At 69.2% G+C, this 11,891-nt stretch carries 8 protein-coding genes and 2 pseudogenes; 4 read left to right on the forward strand and 6 right to left on the reverse strand.

Features of this window, described 5'->3' with window-relative positions; all coding sequences use genetic code 11:
• Positions 1 to 606: 606 nt before the first annotated feature.
• From dnaK to ACFQE0_RS06605, 3 genes and pseudogenes are all read left to right on the forward strand, one after another.
• Entirely contained in the window at positions 607 to 2,526 is a 1,920-nt protein-coding gene (gene dnaK / locus ACFQE0_RS06595; RefSeq protein ID WP_378968189.1) for a molecular chaperone DnaK, read from the forward strand.
• A 334-nt stretch (positions 2,527 to 2,860) separates the two neighbouring features.
• Positions 2,861 to 4,008 (forward strand): annotated as a pseudogene (gene dnaJ / locus ACFQE0_RS06600) (molecular chaperone DnaJ).
• Positions 4,009 to 4,139: 131 nt separating this feature from the next.
• A complete protein-coding gene (locus ACFQE0_RS06605) occupies positions 4,140 to 4,778 on the forward strand; it encodes a class I SAM-dependent methyltransferase (protein WP_378968191.1) in 639 nt (212 codons plus the stop codon).
• A gap of 64 nt (positions 4,779 to 4,842) precedes the next feature.
• Here the strand turns inward: ACFQE0_RS06605 and ACFQE0_RS06610 are convergent, their stop codons facing one another.
• The gene (locus ACFQE0_RS06610; protein ID WP_378968193.1) at positions 4,843 to 5,607 is read right to left on the reverse strand and encodes an NAD kinase; all 765 of its coding nucleotides are present in this window, start codon (positions 5,605 to 5,607) and stop codon (positions 4,843 to 4,845) included.
• A 146-nt stretch (positions 5,608 to 5,753) separates the two neighbouring features.
• Between ACFQE0_RS06610 and cutA the strand changes: the two genes are divergently transcribed.
• Positions 5,754 to 6,086: a divalent-cation tolerance protein CutA gene (cutA, locus tag ACFQE0_RS06615; protein WP_378968195.1), complete on the forward strand. Its 333-nt coding sequence runs from the start codon at positions 5,754 to 5,756 to the stop codon at positions 6,084 to 6,086.
• Here the strand turns inward: cutA and ACFQE0_RS06620 are convergent.
• The 5 genes and pseudogenes from ACFQE0_RS06620 to ACFQE0_RS06640 form a co-directional block, all read right to left on the reverse strand.
• The gene (locus ACFQE0_RS06620; protein ID WP_378968197.1) at positions 6,065 to 7,189 is read right to left on the reverse strand and encodes a glycosyltransferase family 2 protein; all 1,125 of its coding nucleotides are present in this window, start codon (positions 7,187 to 7,189) and stop codon (positions 6,065 to 6,067) included. The genes cutA and ACFQE0_RS06620 overlap by 22 nt on opposite strands.
• 8 nt (positions 7,190 to 7,197) lie before the next feature.
• Positions 7,198 to 7,941: a lysophospholipid acyltransferase family protein gene (locus ACFQE0_RS06625; protein WP_378975327.1), complete on the reverse strand. Its 744-nt coding sequence runs from the start codon at positions 7,939 to 7,941 to the stop codon at positions 7,198 to 7,200.
• A gap of 62 nt (positions 7,942 to 8,003) precedes the next feature.
• Positions 8,004 to 9,544 (reverse strand): annotated as a pseudogene (locus ACFQE0_RS06630) (phytoene desaturase family protein).
• Positions 9,545 to 9,698: 154 nt separating this feature from the next.
• Positions 9,699 to 10,907, reverse strand: a complete 1,209-nt coding sequence (locus ACFQE0_RS06635) for an ABC transporter permease (RefSeq protein WP_378968199.1) — start codon at positions 10,905 to 10,907, stop codon at positions 9,699 to 9,701.
• Positions 10,904 to 11,887, reverse strand: a complete 984-nt coding sequence (locus ACFQE0_RS06640; protein ID WP_378975329.1) for an ABC transporter ATP-binding protein — start codon at positions 11,885 to 11,887, stop codon at positions 10,904 to 10,906. Before ACFQE0_RS06640 ends, ACFQE0_RS06635 begins: the two co-directional genes overlap by 4 nt.
• Between the last annotated feature and the right edge of the window lie 4 nt (positions 11,888 to 11,891).

Consider the following 11,891-nt stretch of genomic DNA (forward strand, 5'->3'; position numbering starts at 1 on the left):
CGGCTCCTCCGGAGCGGCAGGACCGGGCGGCGGGGCGCCCTCGGGGACCCGCAGGGGCGGAACGGGGGGCGCTCCGGCTTGATGCCGAACAGACGTTCCAGAAAATTCTGCGCGTGAGCCGGACGAGCGGGAGCCCCGAGGGCGAGACCGGCGGCCACGGCGGAGAGCAGAAGGAGGCGGGTCGGACGAAGGGGGCGCGCGGGCAAGGACGGCTCTTGTCTGGATCTTCCTGCGGGGCCGGTCACGATCCCTCGCGACTGGGTTAACACGGCATCGGTGGCGCTGACGTGGCAGCGAAGCAACAAATTGCAGCGGCGCAGGTGGGCCTTGACCACCGGGAGAGTTGAAAACCTCAAGGCTCCGAAGGCGCTGGCGCTCCGGGTGCCCTTCGTGCCAAGGCTTCTTGCGAGGCAGAGCGGCGGTTCTTATATCGCCGACGACGCGGGATTATCCGCCGGATTGCAGCCGTTCGCGGCCCTCGATCCGGCCCGAGTCCCGTACTCACGTCAGATGCGTCAGTCTCCACCGCGAGTTCTGAAATGCCATGGGCCGAGCTGCTTCGGGGCTCGGCGGTCTGCTTGAACGCGACAGAAGAGGGATCCCACCATGGGTAAGGTAATCGGTATCGACCTCGGCACCACCAATTCCTGCGTGGCCGTTATGGAAGGCACGCAGCCCAAGGTCATTGAGAATTCTGAAGGCGCCCGCACCACCCCGTCGATCGTGGCCTTCACGGATGACGGCGAGCGGCTCGTCGGCCAGCCGGCCAAGCGCCAGGCGGTCACGAACCCCGAGCGGACGTTCTTCGCCATCAAGCGCCTGATCGGGCGCACCTACGACGACCCGATGACCCAGAAGGACAAGGGTCTCGTCCCCTACAAGATCGTCCGCGGCGACAACGGCGACGCCTGGGTCGAGGCCGACGGTAAGAAGTACTCGCCGTCGCAGATCTCGGCCTTCACCCTTCAGAAGATGAAGGAGACGGCGGAGGCCCATCTCGGCCAGCCGGTCACGCAGGCGGTCATCACCGTTCCGGCCTACTTCAACGACGCCCAGCGTCAGGCCACCAAGGACGCCGGCAAGATCGCGGGCCTTGAGGTTCTGCGCATCATCAACGAGCCGACGGCGGCCGCACTGGCCTACGGCCTCGACAAGAAGAAGGCGGGCACCATCGCGGTCTACGACCTCGGCGGCGGCACCTTCGACGTCTCGATCCTTGAGATCGGTGACGGCGTGTTCGAGGTGAAGTCCACGAACGGCGACACGTTCCTGGGCGGCGAGGACTTCGACAACCGCGTGGTCGAGTACCTGACCGCAGAGTTCAAGAAGGAGCAGGGCATCGACCTGACGAAGGACAAGCTCGCCCTTCAGCGCCTCAAGGAGGCCGCCGAGAAGGCCAAGATCGAGCTGTCGTCCTCGACGCAGACCGAGATCAACCTGCCCTACATCACCGCCGACCAGACCGGCCCGAAGCACCTCGCGCTCAAGCTCTCGCGCGCCAAGTTCGAGTCGCTGGTGGACGATCTCGTCCAGCGGACGATCGAGCCCTGCCGCAAGGCGCTCAAGGATGCCGGCGTCTCCCCCGCCGAGATCGATGAGGTGGTGCTCGTCGGCGGCATGATCCGCATGCCGAAGATCCAGGAGGTGGTGAAGTCCTTCTTCGGGAAGGAGCCCCACAAGGGCGTCAACCCGGATGAGGTCGTGGCCATCGGCGCGGCGGTGCAGGCCGGCGTGCTCCAGGGCGACGTGAAGGACGTGCTGCTCCTCGACGTCACCCCGCTCTCGCTCGGCATCGAGACGCTGGGCGGCGTGTTCACCCGCCTGATCGATCGCAACACCACGATCCCGACCAAGAAGTCCCAGACCTTCTCCACGGCCGAAGACAACCAGAACGCCGTGACGATCCGGGTCTTCCAGGGCGAGCGCGAGATGGCGGCGGACAACAAGCTGCTCGGCCAGTTCGACCTCGTCGGCATTCCGCCGGCCCCGCGCGGCATGCCGCAGATCGAGGTGACCTTCGACATCGACGCCAACGGCATCGTCAACGTGACGGCCAAGGACAAGGCGACGAACAAGGAGCACCAGATCCGCATCCAGGCCTCGGGCGGTCTCTCGGATGCCGATATCGACCGGATGGTGAAGGACGCCGAGGCGAATGCCGAGGCCGACAAGCGCCGCCGCGAACTGGTCGAGGTGAAGAACCAGGGCGAGAGCCTTGTCCACTCCACCGAGAAGTCGGTGAAGGAGTACGGCGACAAGGTCTCGGCAGCCGACAAGGGCGGTATCGAGACGGCGATCGCCGCGCTGAAGACCGCGCTGGAAGGCGACGACGTCGAGACCATCAAGGCTCGCACCACGGACCTGATGCAGGCGTCCATGAAGCTCGGCGAGGCGATGTACGCCGCGAGCCAGTCGGCCGGGCCGGACGGCGCGGCGGCGGGTGAAGCCTCCGCTGAGAAGAAGGACGACGTCATCGACGCCGACTTCCAGGAGGTCGACGACAAGGATCAGAAGAAGCGGGCTTAATCGCCACGCTCGTCTGAAAATTGCACGGGGCCGGAGCGATCCGGTCCCGTCTTCTGTTGCGGTGGCCTCGAATGCAGGTACAGCAACAAGTCTAAGGCCGAGGTGCCGCCCCTTCCGCCCCCATGACCTCTTTGGAGTGTCTGGCCGGGCTGGTCGGAGAGGCTCCTGAAACTCTCGCTGTCCTTGCGAGCGGAGCGAAGCAATCCAGGCCAGCGGGACGTTCTGAAGCCGTGGCGCGTCCCTGGATTGCTTCGCTCCGCTCAAAAGACGGGGGCCTTGACCGTTCTGGTCGGGCCTTGTGGCCGCGCTAGGGATTGTCCGGGGACGGAACGGGATGTCGAAGCGGGACTATTACGAGGTGCTGGGGGTCGCAAAGACCGCCACGGAAGGCGAGATGAAATCCGCGTTCCGCAAGCTCGCGATGACCTACCATCCCGACCGCAATCCCGGCGACAAAGAAGCCGAGATCAAGTTCAAGGAGATCAACGAGGCCTATCAGTGCCTCTCCGACGGTCAGAAGCGAGCCGCCTACGACCGGTTCGGCCATGCCGCCTTCAGCCAGGGCGGTGGCGGCGGACCGGGCTTCGGCAACGAGTTCGGCGACTTCATGTCGGACATCTTCGACAATTTCTTCGGCGATGGCCGGGGGCGCCGGGTGGTGGCGGGCGCCGGGGCGGCACGCCGGGCCGCGAGCGCGGCGCCGACCTGCGCTACAACCTCGAAATCACGCTCGAAGAGGCCTTCGCCGGCAAGGCCGAGACCATCAAGATCCCGACCTCGATCACCTGCGACACCTGCTCGGGCACGGGTGCCAAGCCCGGCTCCAAGCCGCGCCCCTGCACCACCTGCGGCGGATACGGCCGGGTGCGCGCGGCGCAAGGCTTCTTCGCCATCGAGCGGACCTGCCCGAATTGCCACGGCCGCGGCGAGATCGTGGACGATCCCTGCACGAACTGCCAGGGCGCGGGCCGGGTCAACCGAGAGCGGACGCTGTCCATCAACGTGCCGGCGGGCGTCGATGACGGCCTGCGCATCCGCCTCGCGGGCGAGGGCGAGAGCGGCCTGCGCGGCGGCCCCTCGGGGGACCTCTACGTCTTCCTCTCGATCAAGCCGCATGAGTTCTTCCAGCGCGACGGCGCGGACCTGTTCTGCCGCGTGCCGATTTCCATGGTGACTGCCGCCCTGTCCGGCGAGATCACCGTGCCGGTCATCGACGGTTCGCAGACCCAGGTGCGCATCCCGGCCGGGACCCAGACGGCGAAGCAGTTCCGCATCAAGGGCAAGGGCATGCCGGTCCTGCGGTCGCGCGAGATCGGTGATCTCTACATCCAGGTCTTCGTCGAGACGCCGCAGAACCTCACCAAGCGCCAGCGCGAGCTGCTGCTCGAGTTCGACGAATCGGCCTCGTCCGAAAATCATCCTGAATCGGCAGGGTTCTTTTCCAAGGTTCGCGAGTTCTTCGGGGGCGCCGCCAAGGCATGAGCCGCCTTCAGGCCATGCGCACACGGCGTCACGCCGTGGCGCGTAGGACCTAGGCGGCGCCTTGGCTGGACGATAGATACGTTAGCCTGCCACACACCTTCCGTCTCTCCACGGCATCGGGAATCCAGGACTTGCCGCCGCTGCGCCACTCCAGTGCAAAGGTCTCCGGCATCACGGGCCGCCTCCGTGGGCCGCGCCGCGATCCCCTGGAGGACGAAGCGAGGTTCCTCCGCTCATGGTTGGAGCGCCCCCTCGTCACCGGGGCGGTGACCCCCTCGGGGCGGATGCTCGCCCGGACGATGGCCTCCTACGTCGATCCGCAGCAAGAAGGTCCGGTGATCGAGCTGGGACCGGGCACGGGGCCGGTGACCGAAGCGTTGATTCGCCGGGGCATCGCCCCCGAGCGGATGATCCTCGTGGAGTTCAACCCGGATTTCTGCCGCCTGCTCGCCCGGCGCTTCCCTGGCGTCACGGTGATTCGCGGGGACGCCTACAACATCCGCGACACGCTGGGCGATGCGCTCTCGGCGCCGGGCGCGGCGACCATCTCCAGCCTGCCGCTGTTCACGAAGCCGCTGGAGCAGCGCCTCGATCTGCTCAACGCCGCCCACGACCTGATGCGGCCGAGCGCGCCCTTCATCCAGTTCACCTATGCCGTGGTGCCGCCCATTCCCGCCAAATGCGAGGCGGGCAGCTACACCGCCGCGCCGTCGAACCGGGTGTGGCTGAACCTTCCGCCCGCCCGGGTGTGGGTGTACCGGCGGCCCTGACTTTCGCTCGTCTTGCCGTCATTCCGGGCCAGCCTGCAGCCACCCGGAATGACGAGGCGGCCCGCTAACCGAACTGCTCCCGCAAAATCCGCTCGTCGAGGCTGTGCCCCGGATCGTGCAGCAGCACGAGGTCGGTGGAGCGATCGAGCGACGTCTCCACCGTGCGGACGCGGCGGAACTCCGTGTGGTCAGCCACCGCCGCCACCGGGCGGTGACCCGCATCCAGCACCTCGATCTGGATGCGGGCGTAATCCGGCAGCAGGGCACCACGCCAGCGGCGGGGGCGGAAGGCCGAAATCGGCGTGAGCGCCAGGAGTTTGGCGTCCAGCGGCAGGATCGGGCCCCCTACCGAGAGGTTGTAGGCGGTCGATCCGGCGGCGGTGGCGCAGAGCACCCCGTCGGCGATCAACTGCTCCAGCCGTACATGCCCGTCGACGGCGATCTTCAGCTTGGCGGTCTGATGCGTCTGGCGCAGCAGGTACACCTCGTTGATCGCCCGCGCCTTGTGGGCGCGACCCTCCGTGTCGGTCGCCTCCATGAGGAGCGGGTGGATGACGCTGCGATGCGCCTTGTCCAGCCGCTCGCGAAGGTCGTCCTCCCCGAACTCGTTCATCAGGAAGCCGACCGTGCCGCGGTTCATGCCGTAGATCGGCTTGGGCGCATCCATGAAGCGGTGGAGCACCTGCAGCATCAGGCCGTCACCGCCGAGCGCCACGACGACGTCCGCCTCCTCGGGCGGCACGTGGTCGTAGCGCCGCATCAGGATGGCGGCGGCTTCGCGCGCATCGCGCGTGGGGCTCGCCACGAAGGCGATGGACTTGTTGCGCATGGTGCTAAAAGGGGATGGGCCGGCGCATCAGGGTCACGTCGGGGGCTCCCAAGCTGTCGAGCGGACCCGCCCGGTTGACGTCGGCCAAGGTTGACGTCGGCCAAGGCGGAGCCCCACCTGGGGCCTCCGCATGATGGAGGCATAGCATGGAGCGCCCGCTCCTCGTCTATACGACCTTTCCCGATGAAGCGTCCGCCCTCAACATCGGCGAGGGCCTGGTCCGCGACAGGCTGGTCGCCTGCGTCAACGTGCTGGCCGGGATGAAGTCGGTCTATGCCTGGAAGGGCGCCGTGGAGCGCTCGAACGAGGTGAGCGCGATCCTGAAGAGCCGCGAGGGCCTCAAGGACGCGCTCTTCGCCGCCGTGAAGGCCCGCCACCCCTACGAGACGCCGATCCTCCTTGCCTTGCCGGTGGACGAGGTCGACCCCGGGACCCTGGCGTGGATCCTTGAGGAGACTCAGGCGCCGCCCACCGGATAGCTGCGGCCCTTCCACGTCGCCGCCCCGGCGCGCTCCCGGCGCAGCAGCACGTTCCACTGGATCGCCAGGGCGACCGCGATGGAGGCCGGGTGAAGGGGGATGGTCGCGATCGGCTCGCCCGTCGCCAGGGTGATCGCGGCGCGGGTGGCGAGCGACACGCCGAAGGCCAGGGCGGCGAGCACCGTGGCGGCGGACGGCATGAGGCCGAGAAGTCCGGCCAAGAGGAGCAGCGGCGGCAGCAGGTGGCCGAGGCCGAGCAGTGCCGTCCAGAGGGGCAGGGCGCGGGGCGTGGCCAGACCCTCATGGGCGTTCTTGGAGAAGCCCGCCCATGCGGCGGGGAAGCCGTCATACATCCGGCACGTGGCGATCCTGGCGCCCGCCACCAGGTCGGTGCGGTAGCCCGCCCTGCGGAAGATCGGCGCGAGGCGCACCCCGTCATGCAGGAAACCACGCACCGCGCCATGGCCTCCGGTGACGCCATAGGCGGCGGCATCGAACAACACCAATTGGCCGCAGGCGGTGGCGAGCGACGGGTTCGGCAGCCGCCGCATCAGCAGCATGGGCAGGTAACCGAGAAGCAGGAAGTTGATCATCGGCACGGTCAGCCGCTCGCCGAGCGTGTCCATACGCTGGCGCGGCACGGCGCTCACCAGGGCCGCTCCGGTTTGGCGGGCGCGCGCCGAAAGAGCGGCTGCGGCCCCGGGCTGCAAAGTCACGTCGGCATCAATGAAGAGAAGCCAGCGCCCCCTGGCCTGGCTCGCGAGATGGGCGCAGGCGTGGTTCTTGCCGGTCCAGCCCTCGGGCAGGTCGGGGACGGGGGAGAGGCGAAGGCGGGGATCGCCTATGCCCGTTACGATGGCGGCGGTGGCGTCCGTCGAGTGGTCGTCGCCGACGATCACCTCCACCGGCACGCCCGTGCTGGCCAAGGCCGCGTGGACCGTGCCGGCGATGTTGCCCGCCTCGTTGCGGGCGGGGATCAGGATCGAGACGAGGCCGTCATCCGGCTCGGCCTCGGGCGTGCGCAGGACCATGAGGTTCACGACCGCGAGCCCTGCCGGCAGCAGGGATGCGAACAGGCACAGCAGGGCGAGCAGGGTGAGCATGGCCTCGCTCAGCGAGTGGGGCTGCGATGAGCGGGATCGAACGAGCGCCCGCGCAGGCGCGCAGCAATGCGCCGCCATAGGTCGTAAAGGCCGCCGACCCCCTTCTTACCCGCCAGGATGGGCCGAAAGCGTTCGGGCTCGCGAGTCATCACGTCAGCGCCGAGCCGGTCGAGGGTGTCGGTCAGCGCTCCTTCGAGACGCGCGAGGCGTTCGGCCCTCGGCAGGGCGGCAAGGTCGGCACCGGTCATGGGCGGGCCGAAGGCAGCGAAGGCTTCGGCCCCCCGCTCCTCCCAGAAGGCGTATTCCAGGGCGAGCGGCACGAAAAGGGCGCCGGGCGCCAGTTCCGGCAGGCGGGCGACGCCGGGGCGCAGGCCGAGCGGACGCACGCGCACATCCTGGAAGCGCCCCTGCGCGGTGATCCAGAGCACGGCCTTCGGATCGGACAGGATGGTCCGGGCGGCGGCGAGGAATTGCGCCCCGCCCCGCGCGGTCTCGAGATCGACGCCGAATGCGCCCATCCGCTCGAAGATCTTGTACCTGGCGAGCATCGCCGCATCGAAGGGCGCCCGGTGGTCGCGGCCGGGGTAGAGCTTCCCGGCGAGCAGGATCACCACGGCCGCGTCCCACCATGACGGGTGGTTGCAGTAGATCACCAGCGGGGCGGGATGCCCCGCCGGGGGCGGGACGCTCCAGAGGGGCTGGCTCAGCCCGTCGAGGTGGCGGCGCAGGTAGCGGTCGAACCACGCCACCATGAAGCGCCAGAAGGCGGGGGACGTGCGGGGCAGGGATCGCCCGTCCCTCACGCCCTCGCGCCTCACGCCGACTTCCGCTCCTGTGCCGCGCCCTGGCCGCGCGCGTCGGTGTCGAGGGCGTCGGCGGCGATCCAGCCGGACATCATCACCATCGGCATGCCGGGGCCGGGATGGGCGGCGCCGCCCGCGAGGTAGAGGCCGCGCACCTGCCGCGAGCGGTTGCCCGGCTTGAATGCACCCATCACCTTGCCGTGCGAGGCGAGGCCGTAGATTGCGCCGTTCAGCACCTTGTAGCGCTCGTGGATATCCTGGGGCGTCAGGTGACGCTCCACGACGATCCGGTCTTCGAGGTCGGTCAGACCGGCGGTGCGCTTGAGCTTGTCGAGAATGGTGCGGCGGTAGTTCTGGAATAGCGGCCCGTCCGGGCGCCAGTCGTGATGGGGGCGCAGGTACGGCGTGTGGACGAGGACGTAGAGCGCCTCGCCCCCTCGGGCGCCACCGACGGATCGGTAGAGGAGGGGGCCGCGAGATACGCGGTCGGGTCCGGCGCAGGTTCGCCCTTGCGGTAGATGTACTCGAACTCCTCCTCGGGGTCGCGGGAGAAGACGAAATCGTGGTGGGCGAGGTGCTCGTAGCGCTCCTTCAGCCCGAGATAGAGCACCACGCCGGAGCAGGCCGGCTCGGGGTTCTTCTTCTCGAAGGATTTTCCGGGTTCGCCGCCGATGAGTTCCTTATAGGTCCGCACCGAATCCATGTTGGAGATCACCGCGTCGTAGGACGCATCACCCGCCGTGGTGCGTACGCCGCGCACGGCGCCGTTTGCGGTGTCGATCCCCGTCACCTCGACGCCGGGCTTCAGCGTCGCGCCGAGTTCCCCGGCGAGCTTGGCCAGACCCTCGGCCACGGCGCGGGTGCCGCCCATCGGGTACCAGACGCCCTCGGAGGTCTGCATGTGGGCGATGGCGCACAGCACGGCGGGCGCGCCGTAGGGCGACGAGCCGACATACTGGACGAAGTGGTCGAGCATCTGCGCCAGCCGCGCGTCCTTGACCTTGCCCCGGATGGTGGAGGCCACCGAGGCATGCATCCGCAGGGAGAGAACATCCCGCAAGGTGCCGGGGTTCATGTTCTCGCGGATGTTGATCGTGTCGAAGAGATCCTCGACCGGCTTCCAGAAGAAGAATTTTTCGGAAACGCCGTGCAGGTGCTCGGAGATGGAGATGAATTTTTTGTAGCCCTCCCCGGTGCCGGGGGCGAAGCGGTCCATCTCGGCGGCCATGGTGGCCACGTCCTGCATCAGGTCGATGCGGGTATTGTCGTCGAAGAAGCACCGCCATTGCGGATCGAGACGGCGCAGGTCCATGTAATCGTGCACGGAGCGCCCGGCCTCGGCGAAGATCCGCTCCAGCACGCGTGGCACGGTGAGGATGGTCGGCCCCATGTCGAAGCGGAAGCCGCCTTCGTGAAGCACGGCGGCCTTGCCGCCCAGCCAGCCGTTCTTATCGTAGACGGTGACGCGGTGGCCCCTGGCGGCGGCGACGCAGGCGGCGGCGAGGCCACCGAGGCCTGAGCCGATGACCGCGACCCTCGAATCCTGGCTCATGAACTGGGCACGCTCCGAACGGGCTTGGCGAATGGCCGAACCCTCAAGGTGAAGCTAGATGCGAGCGGGCGGCGGTCAACGCGCCCTCCCGTCGCGGCGGGAGACATCCACGGCCTTTCAGCACGGGCACGGGGATGGGGAACCACGGGCGGCATCAGATCGTCCGCCGCGAAACGCTTGCCAGCGCCACGCCGATGCCCGTGAGCGCCAGGGCGCCGAGCACGGCCAGGGCGGGCAGGGCGGCGGCGAAGCCCTCGCCGAGGGCGGCCTGATAGGCTTCGATCGCCCAGGCATTGGGGGTGAGCCAGCCCGCCTGCTGCAGCCAGGGCGGCATGAGGAAGCGCGGCACCATCGAGCCGCCGATGGCCGAGAGCAGCAGCACGCCGAAGGTCGCGGCGAGATGCGCCTGCTGGCGGGAGGCGGCGATCGAGCAGGCGGCGAGCGCCAGCCCGGCGGCCATGGCCGAGACGAGGAGGCAGGCGGCCAGGAAAGCAGGCCAGTGCGGGCCGATCTCGACGCCGTAGAGCAGCCCGGCGGCGAGGAAGATCAGCCCGGCCTGGACGATGCCCTGAAGGGTCAGGAACAGGAACTTGCCGAGCACCACCACCGGTAATCCGCCGGGCCCGGCGGTCAGCCGGTCGCTGAGGCCGGATTCGCGCTCCTCGACCAGGGACAGGGCGCCCTGCATCGCCGCGAAGAGCAGGAACACGGCGGTGATCGCCCCGGCATAGTAGCTCACCCGGGCGTTGGCGGTGCCGGAGGCGGTGCTTACCCGCTCCACGAGGTCGGCGAAGGAGAAGGGCTCCTTCTTGGCGCGCTGCTCGGCGAAGGCCTCGTCGAGGAAGCGCCGTTCATCCGCGCCGATCTTGCCGGTGCGCTCCACGTCCGCGATCACCCGCGAGAGCACCACGTCGGGCATGGCCTCGTTCAGCACCCGCTGGAGCTGGCCGAGGGCGATGGGGGTGGCGAGCGCCTTGGCCGGGTTCTCGACCAGCACGATAGGCTGGTCCGCCGGAGCGGGCTTCTCTCCAGACGCACCCGCGATCAGGTCGCCGCGCAGGATCAGGGCAACATCGACCTCACCCGAGCGCACTTCGCGCCGCACGTCCTCAAGGGTGGCGACCGGCAGGCGGGTGACGCGCAGCGTCGGGTCGGCGGCGAGCGCATCCACCAGCCGGTGGGTGGCGGCGGTGCCCGCGAAATCGGCGAGCCCGAGATGGATGCGGATCCGATCCCCGATGGCGCCGGAGAAGATCGCGGCGAAGATCGAGAAGATCACGGTGGGCAGGACGAAGGCCATCACCAGCGCCGCGCGGTCGCGCAGCAGGGTCAGCAGCATCACCCGGAAGGCCGCGCCGATCATCGGGTCAGCCCCGCGGTGAGGGGGCGTGCGGCGGCGGCTCCGGCCTCAACGACGTCGCGGGGGCGCAGGGCCTCGACATAGAGGGTTTCGAGGCGCGGCGAACGCACCCGCACCTCGCCCACCGGCACGCCCTGGGCGCGCAGCGTCCCGAGGAGCGCGGCCCCGTCGAGGCCCGCCCGTTCGCTCGTGCGCCAGCGCAGCCCGGAGGCCCCGGCGGGGGTGAAGTTGGCCCGGCGCAACACCGCCTCGGCGGCGGCGTCGGGGGCGGCTTCCAGGATCAGCTCGCGCTCCGGCGGGCCGGTGCGCAGCCGGGCGAGGAGATCGGCGAGGCGCCCCTCGCGCACGATCCGGCCCTGCGCCAGGAAGGCGACCCGGTCGGCCAGCCGCTCCGCCTCGGGAAAATCGTGAGTGGCGATCAGGATGGCGGTGCCCTGCTCGCGCAGGCGCTGGAGCACGGCGTGGATCGCGGAGCGCGCGGCGAGATCGACGCCGTTGGTCGGCTCATCGAGGAGCACCAGGGAGGGCCGCCCGATCAACCCGGCGGCGATGTTCACCCGGCGCTGGTAGCCGCCGGACAGGGCCGCCACCACGCGGCCCGCGACGGTGTCGATGTCGGCCAGCGCCAACACCCGGGCCACGGCCTCCCGTCGCTCCCGGCGGGGCAAACCGCAGAGCTGCGCGAAGACCGATAGATTCTCGGCCACGGTGAGGCGGGGATAGAGAGCGATCTCCTGCGGCACCCAGCCCACCGCCCGGCGGGCCTCGCCGGACTGGTGCGGGTTGGCTCCACCCACGCGCACGCTGCCCGCATCGGGCGCAAGCCGCCCGGCAACCAGGCGCATCAACGAGGTCTTGCCCGCGCCGTTCGGGCCGAGCAGCGCCAGGGTCTCCCCGGCGCCCAGGGCGAGGTCGATCCCGTCGAGCACCGTCCGGCCACGCAACGCCAGGGAGACTTGGCCGAGGACCGCCACCGGCCCCATCGTG

The organism is Methylobacterium komagatae (genome assembly GCF_042661665.1).
Classification (GTDB): Bacteria; Pseudomonadota; Alphaproteobacteria; order Rhizobiales; family Beijerinckiaceae; genus Methylobacterium; species Methylobacterium komagatae.